A 16,329-nucleotide genomic window follows, 5' to 3' on the forward strand; every position below is an offset into this window, starting at 1 on the left:
TCGGAGGCGGAAGCGGCCTCCTCGACCAGGGCGGCGTTCTGCTGGGTGACCTCGTCGAGCTGGGAGACGGCCTTGTTGATCTCGTCGAGCCCGGTGGACTGCTGCTCGGAGGCGGCGGCGATCTCGGCGATGATGTCGGAGACCTTCTTGACCGAGTCGACGATCTCCTCCAGGGCCTTGCCGGAGGCGTCGACCAGTTTGGTGCCCTCGTCGACCTTTTCGACCGAGTCGGAGATCAGGGACTTGATCTCCTTGGCGGCCTGGGCGCTGCGCTGGGCGAGGTTGCGGACCTCGGTGGCGACGACCGCGAAGCCGCGGCCCTGTTCGCCGGCGCGGGCGGCCTCGACCGCGGCGTTGAGGGCGAGCAGGTTGGTCTGGAAGGCGATCTCGTCGATGACGCCGATGATGTCGGAGATCTTCTTCGAGGACTGGTTGATCTCGCCCATGGCGTCGACGGCCTTGCCGACGACTTCGCCGCCCTCGGCGGCCTTGTCGCGCGCGGCGACGGCGAGCTGGTTGGCCTGTTTGGAGTTGTCGGCGTTGGACTTCACCGTGGAGGTCATCTCTTCCATCGAAGAGGCGGTTTCCTCCAGCGAGGAGGCCTGTTCCTCGGTGCGCTGGGAGAGGTCGGTATTGCCCTGGGCGATCTCGGAGGAGGCCGAACGCACGTTGTGGGCCCCTTCCAGGATCTGGCCGACCAGCCGGTCCAGATTGTCCATGGTGTCGTGGATGGCATCGCGAAACTCCGCGAACTCGCCCTGGAAGTCCCCTTCCATTCGCGCGGTCAGGTCGCCCTCGGACATCGCCTGCATTACGCGCGAACCTTCGCGCAACGGCGGTACCACGGCGTCCAGAAGACCATTGATCTTTTCACCGACGACCCGGGTGAAGCCGCTGTATTGCTCGGGGTCCAGGCGTTCGCCCAGATTGCCGCTGGCCGCGTTCTCGATCAGGGATGCGATTTCTTCTTCAGCATGGCGCACTTCCGTGACGTCCTGCCACTCCAGCATGTTGCCAGCGTAGTTCCCGCGAGCGTCGATGATCGCCGTCGCGTTGATGCGGAACCGCAGATCATCCAGGGCAATCTCGGCTTCATGCGGCAGGCGCTCCGGGTTCTGCAGGATCGAGCGCTGATGTGCGGGGTTTTCGTGGAACCGGTCAATCGACTGGCCCACCAGATTCCGCGGATCGAAGCCCGCGAAATGCCGGGCAAAGGTCGCCTGATGGCGCTCGAACATGCGCTGTACCGCCTGGTTGGCGAAGGTGACGTTCATGTCCTCGTCGCACATCATCAGGGCCGCTTCGGCGCCATCGATGGCCGCGGCGAAGCGTGCGCGTTCACGCTCGGCGCGATTGAACTCGGTGGTGTCGCTCCATTCCACCATGTTGCCCCGGTAGTTGCCCTCGTCATCCACGACGGCGGTGGCCTTGAGCTGGAACTCGATTCCGCCCACTTCAATATTCGCGGTCCAGGGCAGGCGATCCGGGTTCTGCAGGATCGCCCGCTGGTGCGCCGGGTTCACGTGGAACTGATCGATCGACTGGCCCACCAGGTTCTCCGGATCGAAATCGGGGAACCGCTGCCGGATCTGTTGCTTGCGTTCGGTCAGCAGGTCCATGACATGCTGATTCGCGTAAATGATGTTCATGTCCGGGTCGCACATCATGACTGACATGCGCGAACCCTCACATGCGGCGCGCATGAACTCGCCGTCGAGCCGTTCTTCGGAGGCGTTGGCGTTCTGCGTTTTTTCGGCCATGGTGCTGTCCTCGCTGGAAGCTTGTTGCGGAGTTTCGGTGCGGGCGGATCCGGTGTTCTTGCGGCTGCGGCTCTTCGCCGGTGCCCTGCGGCGCGCGGGGCGCGCCTCGCTCTCTGCGGCGTCGCCGGGATCGCCGGTGTCGTCGGACCCGGATGCCTCGCTCTGCGGTGGCTCGTCCGAGGTCCCGGACCGGGCTTCGTCGCCGTCGTCCATCCACCCCAGCGGATCGTTGCCCAGTTTGTTGCGCTTGCGTGTGCTCATTGCGTGTCCCGTCGTTCAGACCGTTGCCGTCGCCGTTTCCATCAGGTCCCCGGCGAGGGCCCTGAAGTCCCCGGCGGCGCGATGCCGGGGCTGATATTCGAAGATCGTCTGGCCGAAGCTCGGGCTCTCGGCCAGCACCACCGACTCGCGGATGGTGGTTTCCAGCAGTTGCGAGCCGAAGTGCTCGCGGATCCGGTCGCGCACCTCGCGGGCGTGGCGGCGCTGTTCCATGAACCGCGACAGCACGATCCATTTCGGCCGCGAGCCGCCCAGGCGCTCCTCGATGCCGTGCAGGATGCGCATCAGCCGCGACAGCCCGTTGAGCGAGAGGAAGTCGCCGGCCACCGGGATCAGCATCTCGTCGGCGGCGATGATCGCGTTCATGCCCAGCAGGCCGGCCGACGGCGGACAGTCGATCAGCACGTAGTCGAACGGCTCGTCCATCTCCGCCAGTGCGCGCTGCAGCCGCCAGCCGCGTTGCGCGCCGCCCTCGTTCAGGTTTTCCACTTCCTGCAGATGCTCGCCGGCGGCCACCACCTGCAGTCCGTTGCCGGCCTCGCTGAAGGCGTCGCGCATGCGCGCCTCGCCGTGCAGCACCCGGTCCAGTCCGGCGGGATCCTCCAGGCCGAAGGCCATGGTCAGGTGCCCCTGCGGATCCGCGTCGATCGCCAGCACGCGGTTTCCGGCCAGTGCCAGCGCGTGCGACAGGTTCAGCGTCACCGTGGTCTTGCCGACGCCGCCTTTCTGGTTGATCACCGCGAACGTGCGCATGGGTCGTTATGCCTCAGGCGCCCTGTTCTTCCCGGATCGCGTCTTCGCTGGCGATCAGGCCGGGGCCGAGCAGGGTGTCGATGTCCAGTACCAGGATCATCTTTTCCTCCACCGTGGCCAGCCCACGCACGAAGTCGATGCCGATGCGGGTACCGAAATCCGGGGCCGGCTGCAGGTTGTCGTCGCCGATGCTGTACACCTCGGAGACCGCGTCCACCACGATGCCCATCACCCGTTCGCGGTCCTCGCTGATCACCCGCAGCATGATCACCACCGTGGTGGGGCCGTACTCCAGCGGTTCCATGCCGAAGCGCAGGCGCATGTCGATGATCGGCACGATCATGCCGCGAACGTTGATCACGCCGCGGATGTAGTCGGGCGTGTTGGGCAGCGGGGTGGGGCGTTCCCAGCCCTTGATCTCCTGCACGCGGAGGATGTCCACCCCGTATTCCTCGTCGGCCAGGATGAAGGTCAGGTACTGGTCCTCCCCGGCGGTGGCCGGATCCTGGATGGACTGGGTCGCGTCGTTAGCCATTGCGTTGGACTCCATTGGTGATCATGCGGCGCGGGTGTCGTGTCCGGCGGCCATCCGGGCAATGCCCGCAACGTCCAGGATCAGCGCCACCTGGCCGTCGCCGAGAATGGTGGCCCCGGCCGTACCCGGCACCCGGCGGAAATTGGTTTCGAGCGTCTTGATCACGACCTGCTGCTGCCCGAGCAGGTCATCCACCCGCAGGGCCACGCGCTGGTTGTCCGCCTCGGCCACCACCAGCAGGGCCCGATCCGGCATCGGCGTGGGTTCGGCCTGGCCGAACAGGGCCGCCAGGTCGACGACCGGGATGTATTCATCCCGCAGGCGATACAGCGGCAGCTTGCCGAAGGCCTGCTTCACGTTCTCGGGTTCCGTCTGCAGTGACTCGACGATCGCGATCAGCGGGATCACGAAGGTCTCGTCATGGATCTTCAGCAGCTGGCCGTCCATGATCGACAGAGTCAGCGGCAGGCGAATGGTGACCCGCGAGCCCCGACCCGGTTCGGAATGCAGCTCGATGTTGCCGCCCAGCCCGCGGATGTTCTTCTTCACCACGTCCATGCCCACGCCGCGTCCCGACAGGTCGGAGACCTGATCGGCGGTGGAAAGTCCGGGCTCGAAGATGTACTGCAGGATCTCGTGCGGTTCCGGGTTCTGGTCCGGCCGCAGCAGACCGGCGGCACGGGCCTTCTCCAGGATGCGGTCGGAGTTCATCCCGCGGCCGTCGTCGCGGATCTCGATCACCACGTTGCCGCCGCGATGGTAGGCCTCCAGTGTGACCCGGCCGGTGGGGTCCTTGCCGGCCGCGCTGCGCTCGTCGGGCATCTCGATGCCGTGGTCGATGGCGTTGCGCACCAGGTGCACCAGCGGATCGCCCAGGTGCTCCAGCACGGTCTTGTCGATCTCGGTGAGCTCGCCCTCCATCTGCAGGTCGATCTGCTTGCCGAGCTGGCCCGAGAGGTCGTGGGCCAGGCGGGGGAAGCGGTTGAAGACCTGGGCGATCGGCACCATGCGGATGCCCATCACGCTTTCCTGCAGCTCGCGGGTATTGCGCTCCAGTTCGGCCAGCCCCGAGCGCAGGCGCTCGATCTGCTGCTCCACGCGCGCGGGATCTTCTTCCATCTGCTCGCTGATGTCGGTGAGCATCGACTGGGTGATGACCAGCTCGCCGACCATGTCGATCAGGGCGTCGATCTTGGCGGCGTTGACCCGCATGGAGCTGGATTCGGTCGGCTTCGAGGCCGCGCGTGCGGGGGCTCCGCCCGTGCCGTCCTCACCGCCGGGGGGCGTGGATTCCGGGCCGGAGCCGTCCGGGGCCGGGTCCGCCGGGGGTTGCGCTCCGGTGCTGTCGCCGGCGGTTTCGAGCGGTTCGATCGTCAGGTCGCATTCGTCCTCGACCCATTCGAAGACTTCCTCGACGTCGGCACGGTCCGCGTCGCCGCGCAGCTCCAGGGTCCAGGCGAGGTAGCTGGCTTCCGGCTCAAAGCCCTCCAGCGTCGGGGGCAGGCCCTCCGCGTCGCAGTGCACCGTCAGCTCGCCCAGCTCCTCCAGTACTTCGAACATGCGCAGCGGGTCGTTGCCGGTGCGCAGGAGGTCGGCGTGCGGACGGAATTGGATGCGCCAGCCACCCGATGTGCCGTCGTCGCCCCCGTCGGCGTTGCCGGAGTCCGCGTCATCGCTGCCCCCTCCGGTCGCCGGTGCCGGGGTGTCCTCACCCAGCGTGGCCTCGATCAGGGCCCGCACCTCGGCCGCCTCGGCCGGGTCGGCTTCGCCACCATCGCGGGCCGCCTGCAGCTGGCCGCGCAGCACGTCCACCGCGCGCAGCAGCAGATTGACGATCTCCGGGGTGGTCTCCTGCTGACCGTTACGCATGCGGTCGAGCAGGGTCTCCATGCCATGGGTGAATTCGGAGATGGCGCTGAACCCGAACGTCCCGGCGCCGCCCTTGATCGAGTGGGCCGCACGGAAGATCGTGTGCAGGGTTTCCTCGTCGCCGGCGTTGAGCGCCAGCAACTCGGTCTCCATGTGTTCCAGCCCCTCGAAGCTTTCTTCGAGGAAGGCCTCGGTGAACTGGGACATGTCCATGGACATGGCTAGCGCAGGACCTTGTTGACGGTGCTCATCAGCTTTTCCGGATCAAACGGCTTGACCAGCCAGCCGGTGGCGCCGGCGGCCTTGCCTTCCTGCTTCTTCTCCGGGCCGGCCTCGGTGGTCAGCACCAGGATGGGCGTGAACTTGTAGTCGGGCAGCTTGCGCAGCTCGCGGGTCAGCTCCAGGCCGTCCTTGCCGGGCATGTTCACGTCGGTGATGACCAGATCGGCCTTCAGCCCCTGTGCCTTGCTCAGGCCGTCGTTGCCATCCCGGCCCTCGGTCACGTCGTGACCGGCCTGCTTGAGCGCGAAGCTCACCATCTGTCGCATCGAGGACGAGTCGTCCACCACCAGCACCTTGGCCATTGCGTGCCCCCCTGTTATCCGATTGTCTTGTTCATGCGGGCGACCCCGGGTCCGGTCGTGTGACCTGCAGCAAGCCGTGTGCCAGCATCGCCGTCGCATTCTCCGAAAAACCTGTACAAGGACTGTACAGCAAACTCGGGGTCCGTCACAGAATTTAACGTGCCCCGGAGGAAAAACTTGAGCCGAGCGGTTCCGCTCCGCGGAAAAACGACAAAAGCTTGACCATTCCTGTACATCCGGAAAGGCTTTGTGTCGTGCTGTCGTCAGGATCCCTGCGGGTTCGCGGAGTCCTGCACGTGGCCCTCCAGCCCCAGGCGCTGCAGGCCGCTTTCCAGGGCGGGGCTGACGGGATCGAGTGCCATGGGCTGGCCGCGGCGGTCGGCTTCCCGGCGCAGCATCGCCAGCAGTTGCAGGCCTGCGGTGTCGGTGTCCCGGACGCCCTGACCGTCCAGCCGCAGGGGCTGGCCCTGGTCCAGGGTCTGGCGCGCGGCTTCGGTCAGCGCCTCGACGGCATCGATGCGCAGGCGTTCCGGCAGTTCGATGGCGGGCTGTTCGTTGGTATTCATGCGGGCTCCTGGTTCATGCTGCGAGATGTCGCGTGCGGTCGTTCCGGTCTGTGTCGGCATCGGGACGCAGGTTTTGAGGTTCGTCACGTTTTCACAAGTTCCGTTTCTTTTTTCCGGGGGCACTCGCGATGGTCCGTTCCGGTCCGCCGCATCGACGCATCATCGCCTTGCCGGGGCGGCCGGAGGTCTGCGAGTGCGCGGGCGAATGGCTGCGGCAACAGGCCGGTGGCCACGGCGTCCTGTGGGTGGGCCGCCGCGCGCCTGCGGATCTTCCCGCGGTGCGTCCGGCCCAGGCCGGAGACTGGCTGGGCCGCGAGCGCGACGTGGTGGTATTCGAGGCGCAGTCCGGTGTCCCCGCCGATGCCCTGGTGATCGTCAGCGGCATCCTGCGCGGGGGTGGGGTGCTGGTGCTGCTCACGGATGCCGGTGGCGCCACGCCGTTCGGCGAGCGCTGGCGACAGGCGCTGGCGGAAGCGGTGGTGGAGCATCCCGACCCCGGACGGCCGGCGAACTGGCCGCGCCCCGCTGGCGCCGTGCCCGGCGAGGGCTGGACCGACGACCAGCAGCGGGTGCTGGAGCGGCTGCGCGACCCGGGTGAACCGGACGCCCCGGGCGGGCGGCGCTGCGACGTGGTGATTGCCCCGCGCGGGCGCGGCAAGTCCACCGTGCTCGGACAGTGGCTGGGTGAACATCTGCGGCTGTCGGGCGCTCCGGACGGGGAGATTGCCGTGACCGCGCCGGCCCCCGCCGCGGCCGAGCGCCTGCTGGCGCAGGCTGCGGAAGGCTCGCCCGTCGTGGATCCCGCGACGCTGTATTGCGCACCGGCGGTCCTGCTGGATACCCCGGCACGGCCCGACCTGCTGACCGTGGACGAGGCCGCGGCCATCCCGGTGGAGCGCCTGCTCGAACTGACCCGGCGCGCCCGGCGAGTGGTGCTGGCGACCACCACCGGCGGGTTCGAGGGCAGCGGTCAGGGGTTCCGCCTGCGGGTGCTGCCGGCACTGGAACGGGGCGGACTGCGACCGCGGATCCTGCGCCTGCACGAGCCCGTGCGCTGGGCCGCGGGCGACCCGCTGGAAGACTGGATCAACCGGCTGTTCCTGCTGGAGGCGGCCAGCCACGAGCCGTCGCCCCAGGCCGTGCGTCTGGCGTGGCGCTCGCCGGCCGACCTCGCGGGCGACGCCGCCCGCCTGCAGGCGCTGACCGGCCTGCTGGCCGACGCGCATTACCGCACCCGGCCCTCCGATCTGCAGCGCTGGCTGGACGATCCGGACCTGCATGTCCTGCTGCTGGAAGGGGCACGTGATGGCGCCCTGTTCGGGGCGGTGCTGGTGCAGGCCGAGCCGGGGCTGGACCCCGAGCTGGCGGACGCGGTGTGGGCCGGCGAGCGGCGGCCGCCGGGGCGCTTCCTGCCGTGCACCCTGGCCGCAGTAGGTTCCTTTTCACTGGCGCAGCAGACCGCCTGGCGGATCCACCGGATCGCGGTGCATCCCGCCTGGCAGGGGCGCGGGCTGGGCACGCGCCTGCTGCGCGCGGTGGCCGAAAGGGCCGCGCGCGACGGGGTGGGGCTCCTGGGCGCGGCGTTCGGGGTGACCCCGGGCATGCTGCACTTCTGGCGGCGCGAGGGCTTCGCGCCGGTGCGCCTGGGCGTGCGCCCGGATCCGGCCAGCGGGCAGGTCACGCTGATCGTAATGCGTGCACTGCCGCAGGCCGGCGAGGCGGGGCCGGCGCTGGCGGCGGTGCAGGGGGCGTTCGCCCGCGACTGGCCGTTATGGCGAACGCTGGCTGCGGAGCAGCTGGACAGCGCCACCACCCGTGCCATCGAGCAGAGCCTGCCGGCGCCCGGCGAGCACGGTGAAGTCGAGGCGGACGATCGCGCCTCGATCGAGGCGTTTGCCCATCGCAGCCGCAGCTTCGAGTGGGCCCTGCCGGCACTGCGCCGGGCCCTGGCGGCCGAGGCCGCGCGGGATCGCGAGCTGGATCTGAACTCGGGCCAGGACTCGGGCCGGGCCCTGCTGCATGCCGCGTGCGTGCAGCAGCAGGACTGGGCGGCCCTGCAAGCGCTGGCCGGGGTCTCCGGCCGGCGCGGGGTCATCCGCCGCCTGCGCGAGGCGGCGGCCCGGTGGCTGGCCGGGAGCCGGCCCGAAATCCGGCCCGGGACCCGCTAGTCCACCCGCACCAGACGCGAGCTGACCAGCTCGCCGTGGCGCAGCATCGCGTCGTACAGGGCCTCGCTGCGTTCGGCCAGTTCGGCGTCGTCGTCCCAGGCCCCGGGGCGGTCGAATGCATCGCCGGCGCGGTAGCCGTTGCCCACGGCCTGCACGAAGGCCGCCGCCGCGCGGGTGGTGACGGTCGGGTCGCTGACCGAGCCGTCGCCATGGTCCAGGCGGGCCGGCACGTAGTCGCCGTCGAGCTGGTATTCGAGCGCGCCGAGGAACATGCGGTCCAGCGCCCGGCCCACTTTCTGCTCCAGTTCGGGGTGGCGTTCACCCATCAGGCCGGACGTGCCGTCGCGCTCGCGCAGGATGGAAAACCCGCCGGTGACCTGATGCACGAAGCGCCACTGGCCTCCGACATCCACCTCGTCCGACGCGGCCATGGCCCGGCCGTCGACGAATTCCAGGCGCGCGGGCAGGCCCCAGTCACGCAGCGGCCCGTGTCCGTCCAGCACGGCCGTGGTGATGGCCGCGGCGCGATCCGCCAGGGTTTCCGCCCGTTCCTGGTCGTCATCGTCTCCGTACAGCGCCAGCATCTCGTACAAGCCCTTGTGCCCGCGCAGCATGGCACCGAGCTGATCGACGGACCACTCGGCACCCTCGTCCAGCACGTAGATCCCGGCGTCCGCGTCCCAGGCCTCATCGGCCCGGTCCGCAACCGCACGGGCGACCGCGACCAGGTCGTCGCGCGAATGGCCCAGCCAGCCGGCCAGCGCGTCCAGGTCGAGCTGGCCCATGTCATCGGCGCCACCCGGCTTGTCCTGGCGGACCCAGGCATAGGCCGAGGCGTGCAGCGCATCCATGCCGTAGGCGAAGGCCTCGGCATCGCTGGCGTCGGCGCCGTCGATCCGGCCGTCTTCGTGGCGCGTGTTGACCAGATGGTTTTCCAGCTGCGAGATCATCGGGCCGGGCTTGTGGGTGAGGTCATCGTACAGCCCCAGGTCCTCGAACCGGCCCGCGCTGTGGTGCATGTGATAGAGATAGCCGGCCTCGGCATAGGCGGCCGGGCCGGCCTCGTCTTCCCCACCGACGTGCGCCCGCAGGCGGCCCTGGTCGAGGAACGCCCCCTGGGCGTAGTCCAGCAGGTCCAGCCAGCGTTCGCCGACCGCCTGCATCGGGTCTCCGGCCAGTTCAGGGCGATAGCCTTCATGGCCCATCTCGCTGTCGCGCATCAGCCGGCCCTTGACCGTCAGGGCCCCAAGGGCGGCGAAGGTGTCCTCTGCCCGTGCGCCGTCGACGGAGACCAGCGGCTGGCCGTCGCGGTCCAGGGTCTGGGCGACGGTGGCGGTGCCGGTGCCCGCATGCGCGGCGCCTCCGGCGAGGCTCAGCGCCGCGATCAGGGTGCTGCCGAATCGAGTCTTTGCAGCCATCATGAAACCTCCAGGATCATCCTTTGTGGTGTTCGAAGCCGGGCGGCAGGTGCTCGCGCATCGCGTCGCTGAGCGGGACATCGTGCACCACCATCACCGGCAGACTGGCGTGGCGCACCAGCCACTCGGTGGCCGAGCCCGACAGCATGCTGGCGAGCTGGCTGCGCCCGCGGGTGCCCATCACGATCAGTTCGCCATCCCACTCCTCGGCCAGGCGGGAGATTTCCTCGGGTGCACTGCCCACGGCCACCGCGCATTCCTCGTCGTCCCGCGCCCATTCCTTCAGCCGCGCATGGGCCTGATCCTCCGCCGACTGGCGCATGTCTTTCGAATGCAGCGGCGAGGAGCCGGCCCCGGCCATCGCCCCGGCCGCGCTGCCGCGGGCGACATCTGCGGGTTTCATCACGTGCAGCAGGCGGCGCGTGGCACCGGGGCAATGGTGCCGGGCGATGGCCAGGGCCGCGGCCGAGGCGGAAGAAAAATCGATGGCGACAATGACGCGTTGCAGCATGCGGAAATCCTGATTTTCGAGCGTGCGTGGCGGGGGCGACCCCGTTGGACTTTGAGGCTGGCACTTCAGAAAACGCTGATGAGGTGTTAGACTCTCGCGCCTTTCTCACGGGCGGTTTCTGTGACCTGCTCCTCGTCCGTGATCCAGCGCCGTAACTGGTGGCCACGGGATGCCTAGCAGTACCCCACTGACCGGTGCCCGTCAATCCCACCCGTCTTATCACTGCAGTCGCGGTCTGCACCGTGCTCAGGGCCGGCGCGTCAAACCTCTGATCCGGGAGATTTGCCGTGCAGCAGACGCTAAAGGCCTTCTGGCAACGCCAGCGTGACATCTGGTTCTTCAACGTTCGTGGCGACCTTATCGCGGGGATCGTGGTCGCCCTCGCCCTCATTCCCGAGGCGATCGCTTTCTCCATCATCGCCGGGGTCGACCCGTCGGTGGGACTGTACGCGTCCTTCTCCATGGCAGTGGTGATCGCCTTCACCGGTGGTCGCCCCGGCATGATCTCCGCGGCTACCGGGGCCATGGCCCTGCTGATGGTCACCCTGGTGGCGGAACACGGGCTGCAGTACCTGCTGGCCGCGACCCTGCTGACCGGGGTGATCCAGCTGCTGTTCGCCTGGGCCAAGCTGGGGCGTTACATGATGTTCATCCCGCGCACCGTGATGGTCGGGTTCGTGAACGCGCTGGCGATCCTGATCTTCATGTCCCAGGTGCCGTATCTGGTGGACGGTGACACCACCATGTGGGTGCTGGTCTCCGTCGGCCTGCTGATCCTCTACGGCCTGCCGCTGATCCCGGGTTATCCCAGACTGCTGCCGCCCCCGCTGGTGGCCATCGTGGTCCTGACCATCGTGGTCTACTACATGGGCCTGCCCACCATGGAAGTGGGCGACATGGGCGAGCTGCCCGACGGCCTGCCGGTGTTCCTGTTCCCCGACATCCCGTGGAACCTGGAGACCCTGCAGATCATCTTCCCCACCGCGTTCTCGCTGGCGGTGGTCGGGCTGCTGGAATCGCTGATGACCGCGCAGGTGGTGGACGACCTGACCGACACCCCCTCGGGCAAGAACCGCGAAGCCCAGGGGCAGGGCATCGCCAACATCGTGACCGGCTTCTTCGGCGGCATGGCCGGCTGCGCGATGATCGGCCAGTCGGTCATCAACATCAAATCCGGCGGTCTGGGACGGCTGTCCACCCTGTCGGCGGGCATCTTCCTGCTGATCCTGATCGTGTTTCTCGGCGATCTGGTCTCCATCATCCCCATGGCCGCACTGGTGGCCGTGATGATTATGGTCTCCATCGCCACCTTCGACTGGAGCTCGTTGACCACTCTGCACAAGCTCCCGCGCACCGATGCCACCGTGCTCATCGTGACCGTGGGCGTGACCGTGGTGACCCACGACCTGTCGCTGGGCGTGTTCGCCGGCGTGCTGCTCAGCGCGGTGTTCTTCGCGCGCAAGATGGTCAACGCCGTCCATGTGGAAAGCGAACGACCGGAAGGAAGCAGGATCCGTACGTACAAGGTCCGCGGGCAGCTGTTCTTCGTGGCCGTGGACAAGTTCATCGACAGCTTCGACTACCGCGAGCGCATTCATCACGTGGTCATCGACCTCAGCGAGGCCTCGCTGTGGGACAGCTCCGCGGTGGCCGCCATCGACAAGGTGGTGGCCAAATTCCGCCGCAATGGCATGGAAGTGGAAGTGAAGGCCCCGCCCGGCCAGAGCGGCGAGCTCCACGACAAGCTCGCGCAGCACGACAAGGAAGGTGGCGCCAGCGAACCCGGCGGGCACTGATCCGCGCCGGCGCGTGACGGGGCGCCCCGGGCGTTCGGCTATCGCCCGGCGCCGGTGTTCAGCGCCGCTTCCAGGTGCGTGATGATGTGGTCGGCTATGCGGGTGTCCAGCCAGTAACGGGGGCGCCCGGGCACGTCTCCGGCCACAAAGCCCACATGCCCGCCGCGTGCCTGCAGCTCCAGCCGGATCCCGGGGCCCAGCTTGCGGGTGGCGGGAACGCTGGTGGCCGGGACAAACGGGTCGTCCGCGGCATGCAGGATCAGGGTCGGCTGGCGGATCGCGCCCAGGCGCGGGCGGCAGCTGGCGCGGGTGTAGTAGTCGGCACTGTCGCGAAAGCCGTGCAGCGGGGCGGTGATGCGTTCGTCGAACTCGCGCAGCCGGCGCATGCGGCGCAGTTCCGCCAGTGGCAGCGGGGCATCGTCGCGCGCCGCGAACTTGCGCAGCGTCACCCGGCGCAGACCGCGCATCAAATGCCACTGGTAGACCCGCGCGAACCCGCGCTCCAGTGCATCGGCGCTGGCGGCCAGATCGAACGGCACCGATACCGCCACCGCCGTGGCCAATGGCGTGTCGCCGCGTTCCCCCAGCCACGACAGCAGCATGGAACCGCTCAGGGAAAACCCGCAGACCGCCATCGGCCGGGCGGGATCGCGCCGTTGCAGGGTCTCCACCACGTGGTTGAGGTCGTCCCATGCCGCCGCGTGATAGCTGCGGCGCAGGCGGTTGGGGTGCGAGCCGGCCCCGCGCGAGATCAGCACCGCGCTGCCGATCCCGCGCCGCGCCAGTGCCGCCACCACCCCCAGCGCATAGCCCGAGGTCTCGTCGCCGCCCAGACCGTGGCCCACCAGCACCAGACCGCGTCCCGGCGGCCCCCAGGCCAGCTCGAGGAAATCCCCGTCCGGCAGTTCCAGGCGTTCGCGCTCCAGCCGCACCGGTGGCGGCGCGCGAAACAGTGCCGGAAAGACCGTTTGCGCATGGCGTCCCGGCAGCCACCAGGCCGGCCGGAACGCCTGATCCGTCTTGCCCTCGGGCGGGTCGCTCAACCTCTGGTCTCCAGGATCGCCACCGGATGGTTCTGCGGACAGCGAGCAGGCCATGAAGTGCCCCGAGCGCGCTCGAACCGGGCCACGGCGCCAAAGACGTGGGAAACGATCTTGCCTCCGGATGTCCTGGTGTCGATCGTTTTCGAGACTCCCCGCTCATGGATCGCAGGGATGGACTCGGGGCCGGATGCCGCGCTAACTTAGCACAAGGTAATACCCAGTAATACGAGGACCACCATGGCAACGTCCCTGAAAATCGATGACGCACTGAAAGCCCGCGTCCAGGATCTCGCCGCCCAACGCCGACGGTCGCCCCACTGGATCATGCTCGAAGCCATCCGCCAATACGTTGACCGCGAGGAAGCTCGAGAGAGTTTCAGGCAGGAAGCCCTGGCGTCCTGGTCGGCCTATCGGGAAACCGGCCAGCACCTGACCGGGCAGGAAGCCCGCGACTGGTTGAGAACATGGGGCACTGACGATGAAGGAGCCGTGCCCGAGTGCCACGAGTAATCGTCACCGCAGGCGCCGCAGAAGGTTTGGAGCGATGCCGGCGCGCTCTCGCCACTAAAGCTCCGGATGCGGCCAGGCGCGCGGGTCAGGTGATCGAGCGGCAATTCCTGCTGCTGGAAACGGCCCCGATATTGGGCGACCGGACCCTGAAATCCCCGAACTGCGTGAGCTGGTGATTGCCTTCGGCGACTCCGGATTCGTGGCCCTCTACCGTCACGAACCGGCCGACGACGCCGTGTATGTCCTCGCCTTCCGGCACCAGAAAGAGGCGGGTTACTGAATGCGGAGCCCGAGCTTCAATCGCTTGTGCCGTGCATCGGTCACGAACAGCGGAATCCGTAACCGCGCCTTACAGGTTCGGGGCCGGAATTTTCAGATCGTCCGGCGTGAGGCGGTCCGGCAGGAGCGCCTGAACGGCGTCGGGTGCGGCCACTGGACGGCGGGGCGCGCTTACTGGCCCGGCGTCCGTCGACGGTAGACCCCCAGCTCCAGGCGCTCCCACGGATCTTCGCTGTCGCGCTTGTCGATGATGCGGGCCACCAGCTCCTCGTCGCGGTCCAGCAGCTCCGCCGCCATGTCGTTCTCCTCGCGCGGCAGATACCCCAGCTGGTGATCCAGCCAGCACACCGCCACTGCGTTCGGATCGACCGGATTCAGCCGTTCGCGCTGCACCGTCAGCCCCTGCCCGCGGCGCAGATGCGGCCACAGCCGCGGCGCCTCGTGATGCCGATACCCCGCCAGCGGGATCCGCTGCAGGAGCTCCTCCGTGGTCGCCGTGTTCTGAATCCGGTCGCGCCGCGCATAATAACCGCGCAGCACCGGAACGGGACGGGCCTGGTCGGGAAAACGGGAACCGTTGCGTTGCATGGGAACCTCCGGGTTCGTGTGGCAGTACCCGTATCCCACCACAGGCGGTGGCTCACACAGTGAGCCACCTGGCCAGCGCCGTCGCCACTGTCATCTCCGTTGATGTTGTTTCGTTTATTGCGTTTGTGCGCTCGGCGTGCCTATATTCAACGGTAGACGAGAGGAGCGACGATGAACGCCCACGAAAGGAACAACCGACTGCCCGACCCTGAAGCCGCCGCCCTGGCGCGCGAAAGCGCGAGCGAACTGGCCCGGCTGCTCGCCGAGAAGCCCGAGGCCGAACGGGCCCAGATCCGTCTGGACGGAGCCGACCTGATCGTGCCGCGGCAGGCGGTCTCTCTGTTGCGCGACATCCTTGCCCAGATGGCCCAGGGGAACGCAGTAACGGTGGTCCCGACCCACGCGGAACTTAGCACCCAGGAAGCCGCCACGATCCTCAACGTGTCGCGGCCATTTGTCGTCAAACTTCTCGAGCGGGGCGATATCCCGTTTCGCAAGGCCGGCACGCACCGCCGCATCCGTTATGAAGACCTCATGAACTACAAGGCGCGCATGGACGCCGACAGCCGCGAAGCAATGGATGCTCTGGCCGCGCAAGCGCAGGAGCTGGACATGGGCTATTGATACATGCGCTTCGTCGTCATCTACGATGCCTGCGTTCTGTATCCGGCCCCACTGCGTGACTTCCTGATCCGCCTTGCCCGTACCGGGCTTTTCGCCGCGAAGTGGACGGACGACATCCTGGAGGCGCTGCACCCGGATGTCTTCGCGGAGCAACAGCTGGACCTCGGTGAGAGTTGGGTCCTGTCGGCAGCGAAAGAGCACCGCGGCACCCTGCGAAATCCGGAAGTCGGCCCCGATGCCTACATCGACACTCTCGAGAAACACGGCCTGGTGGTGACCGCCCAGCGACTCCGCGAATTTTCCGAATTCATTTGATTGCGCAGGGCGTCGGCGACGCGTTGGCGCAGGAATCGCATGGGGTTCAATCCCCGCGGGTGCGGGGAACACTCATCGTCATCCGGAGCAAAGTACTCCGGCCTCGGTTCATCCCCGCGGGTGCGGGGAACACTCGGACTCCGCAAAGTACCCGGTCGAGACCTCCGGTTCATCCCCGCGGGTGCGGGGAACACGTGGTTTGGCCGCTTCCCAAGGACCCCAAGCCCGGTTCATCCCCGCGGGTGCGGGGAACACCTGGCCCTCGTCTTTCTCGGACTCGCTGATGCCGGTTCATCCCCGCGGGTGCGGGGAACACCCCCCCCGGACGGTCGGCCCGCCCTTTAAGTTCGGTTCATCCCCGCGGGTGCGGGGAACACAAATCCTCGTAGCGGAAACGCGGGATCACGTACGGTTCATCCCCGCGGGTGCGGGGAACACTTCCTTTCTCGTCTTACCGGGCCACTCTTTCGCCCAATTCCTTAATCGCTTCCAGCTTGTCTTTTTTCTTGAACCACATAGTCGCCGCAATCGTCGTATCGAACGACGACTCGGTCGCTGTGCGCGTGCGCACCCACGAAAAAGGGCGGCACGTAGTACCGCCCTTCGGGGTTAAGCATGTTCCGCCCGGCGAATTGGGCTACTGCTCTTCATCATCGCGAAGGTGTGGCTCGAGAACGCCTCCGCTTCCTCCCCCATTCGCTCAAACGCTCCTAACGTTATTCGCGCCGCTG

General features: G+C 67.8%; 16 protein-coding genes and 1 CRISPR repeat array. Of the genes, 6 read left to right on the forward strand and 10 right to left on the reverse strand.

Annotated features, from left to right (window positions below):
- From F787_RS0113230 to F787_RS0113255, 6 genes are all read right to left on the reverse strand, one after another.
- A partial coding sequence (locus F787_RS0113230) for a methyl-accepting chemotaxis protein (protein ID WP_028492496.1) occupies positions 1–2,021 on the reverse strand: 2,021 nt, incomplete at its 3' end.
- A 15-nt stretch (positions 2,022–2,036) separates the two neighbouring features.
- Complete coding sequence (locus tag F787_RS0113235) at positions 2,037–2,792, reverse strand: ParA family protein (RefSeq protein WP_028492497.1); 756 nt, start codon at positions 2,790–2,792, stop codon at positions 2,037–2,039.
- Between the two features lie 13 nt (positions 2,793–2,805).
- Complete coding sequence (locus tag F787_RS0113240; protein ID WP_018869624.1) at positions 2,806–3,327, reverse strand: chemotaxis protein CheW; 522 nt, start codon at positions 3,325–3,327, stop codon at positions 2,806–2,808.
- A gap of 21 nt (positions 3,328–3,348) precedes the next feature.
- Positions 3,349–5,415, reverse strand: coding sequence for a chemotaxis protein CheA (locus F787_RS0113245; protein WP_028492498.1), 2,067 nt, complete (start codon positions 5,413–5,415; stop codon positions 3,349–3,351).
- A 2-nt stretch (positions 5,416–5,417) separates the two neighbouring features.
- On the reverse strand, positions 5,418–5,780 hold the full coding sequence (locus F787_RS0113250; protein WP_018869626.1) for a response regulator: 363 nt from the start codon (positions 5,778–5,780) through the stop codon (positions 5,418–5,420).
- Between the two features lie 263 nt (positions 5,781–6,043).
- Positions 6,044–6,346 (reverse strand): STAS domain-containing protein, encoded by a 303-nt coding sequence (locus tag F787_RS0113255; protein ID WP_028492499.1) that lies wholly within the window; start codon positions 6,344–6,346, stop codon positions 6,044–6,046.
- A gap of 128 nt (positions 6,347–6,474) precedes the next feature.
- Between F787_RS0113255 and F787_RS0113260 the strand changes: the two genes are divergently transcribed.
- A complete protein-coding gene (locus tag F787_RS0113260; protein ID WP_028492500.1) occupies positions 6,475–8,514 on the forward strand; it encodes a GNAT family N-acetyltransferase in 2,040 nt (679 codons plus the stop codon).
- On the opposite strand, the gene F787_RS0113265 is transcribed toward F787_RS0113260, so the two are convergent.
- Entirely contained in the window at positions 8,511–9,935 is a 1,425-nt protein-coding gene (locus tag F787_RS0113265; RefSeq protein WP_028492501.1) for a hypothetical protein, read from the reverse strand. The genes F787_RS0113260 and F787_RS0113265 overlap by 4 nt on opposite strands.
- Positions 9,936–9,948: 13 nt before the next feature.
- Complete coding sequence (locus F787_RS0113270) at positions 9,949–10,443, reverse strand: universal stress protein (RefSeq protein WP_018869630.1); 495 nt, start codon at positions 10,441–10,443, stop codon at positions 9,949–9,951.
- Positions 10,444–10,730: 287 nt separating this feature from the next.
- On the opposite strand from F787_RS0113270, the gene F787_RS0113275 reads away from it, so the two are divergent.
- A complete protein-coding gene (locus F787_RS0113275; RefSeq protein WP_028492502.1) occupies positions 10,731–12,239 on the forward strand; it encodes a SulP family inorganic anion transporter in 1,509 nt (502 codons plus the stop codon).
- 38 nt (positions 12,240–12,277) lie between these two features.
- Here the strand turns inward: F787_RS0113275 and F787_RS0113280 are convergent, their stop codons facing one another.
- The gene (locus F787_RS0113280; protein WP_028492503.1) at positions 12,278–13,282 is read right to left on the reverse strand and encodes a hydrolase; all 1,005 of its coding nucleotides are present in this window, start codon (positions 13,280–13,282) and stop codon (positions 12,278–12,280) included.
- A 237-nt stretch (positions 13,283–13,519) separates the two neighbouring features.
- On the opposite strand from F787_RS0113280, the gene F787_RS0113285 reads away from it, so the two are divergent.
- Both F787_RS0113285 and F787_RS17045 read left to right on the forward strand, forming a co-directional pair.
- Positions 13,520–13,792 carry a CopG family ribbon-helix-helix protein gene (locus F787_RS0113285; RefSeq protein WP_028492504.1) on the forward strand — a complete coding sequence of 91 codons (273 nt, stop codon included), beginning with the start codon at positions 13,520–13,522 and terminating at the stop codon, positions 13,790–13,792.
- 160 nt (positions 13,793–13,952) lie between these two features.
- Complete coding sequence (locus F787_RS17045) at positions 13,953–14,072, forward strand: hypothetical protein (protein ID WP_369774281.1); 120 nt, start codon at positions 13,953–13,955, stop codon at positions 14,070–14,072.
- A gap of 170 nt (positions 14,073–14,242) precedes the next feature.
- Here the strand turns inward: F787_RS17045 and F787_RS0113295 are convergent, their stop codons facing one another.
- Positions 14,243–14,659 (reverse strand): HIRAN domain-containing protein, encoded by a 417-nt coding sequence (locus F787_RS0113295; protein WP_018869635.1) that lies wholly within the window; start codon positions 14,657–14,659, stop codon positions 14,243–14,245.
- 171 nt (positions 14,660–14,830) lie between these two features.
- Between F787_RS0113295 and F787_RS0113300 the strand changes: the two genes are divergently transcribed.
- Together F787_RS0113300 and F787_RS0113305 are read left to right on the forward strand one after the other, a co-directional pair.
- On the forward strand, positions 14,831–15,283 hold the full coding sequence (locus F787_RS0113300) for a helix-turn-helix domain-containing protein (RefSeq protein WP_028492505.1): 453 nt from the start codon (positions 14,831–14,833) through the stop codon (positions 15,281–15,283).
- Between the two features lie 3 nt (positions 15,284–15,286).
- Positions 15,287–15,598, forward strand: coding sequence for a hypothetical protein (locus F787_RS0113305; protein WP_028492506.1), 312 nt, complete (start codon positions 15,287–15,289; stop codon positions 15,596–15,598).
- Between the two features lie 43 nt (positions 15,599–15,641).
- Positions 15,642–16,036: direct repeats of the CRISPR family, unit length 29 nt; unit sequence CGGTTCATCCCCGCGGGTGCGGGGAACAC.
- Positions 16,037–16,329 lie beyond the last annotated feature (293 nt).

Source organism: Thioalkalivibrio sp. ALE19, assembly GCF_000428605.1.
Lineage (GTDB): Bacteria > Pseudomonadota > Gammaproteobacteria > Ectothiorhodospirales > Ectothiorhodospiraceae > Thioalkalivibrio.

Coding starts and splice junctions, on each gene's coding strand:
- F787_RS0113255 (WP_028492499.1), bottom strand. CDS start 6,346: ATGAATACCAACGAACAGCCCGCCATCGAACTGCCGGAACGCCTGCGC.
- F787_RS0113235 (WP_028492497.1), bottom strand. CDS start 2,792: ATGCGCACGTTCGCGGTGATCAACCAGAAAGGCGGCGTCGGCAAGACC.
- F787_RS0113250 (WP_018869626.1), bottom strand. CDS start 5,780: ATGGCCAAGGTGCTGGTGGTGGACGACTCGTCCTCGATGCGACAGATG.
- F787_RS0113295 (WP_018869635.1), bottom strand. CDS start 14,659: ATGCAACGCAACGGTTCCCGTTTTCCCGACCAGGCCCGTCCCGTTCCG.
- F787_RS0113270 (WP_018869630.1), bottom strand. CDS start 10,443: ATGCTGCAACGCGTCATTGTCGCCATCGATTTTTCTTCCGCCTCGGCC.
- F787_RS0113265 (WP_028492501.1), bottom strand. CDS start 9,935: ATGATGGCTGCAAAGACTCGATTCGGCAGCACCCTGATCGCGGCGCTG.
- F787_RS0113305 (WP_028492506.1), top strand. CDS start 15,287: ATGCGCTTCGTCGTCATCTACGATGCCTGCGTTCTGTATCCGGCCCCA.
- F787_RS0113240 (WP_018869624.1), bottom strand. CDS start 3,327: ATGGCTAACGACGCGACCCAGTCCATCCAGGATCCGGCCACCGCCGGG.
- F787_RS0113245 (WP_028492498.1), bottom strand. CDS start 5,415: ATGTCCATGGACATGTCCCAGTTCACCGAGGCCTTCCTCGAAGAAAGC.
- F787_RS0113300 (WP_028492505.1), top strand. CDS start 14,831: ATGAACGCCCACGAAAGGAACAACCGACTGCCCGACCCTGAAGCCGCC.
- F787_RS0113260 (WP_028492500.1), top strand. CDS start 6,475: ATGGTCCGTTCCGGTCCGCCGCATCGACGCATCATCGCCTTGCCGGGG.
- F787_RS0113285 (WP_028492504.1), top strand. CDS start 13,520: ATGGCAACGTCCCTGAAAATCGATGACGCACTGAAAGCCCGCGTCCAG.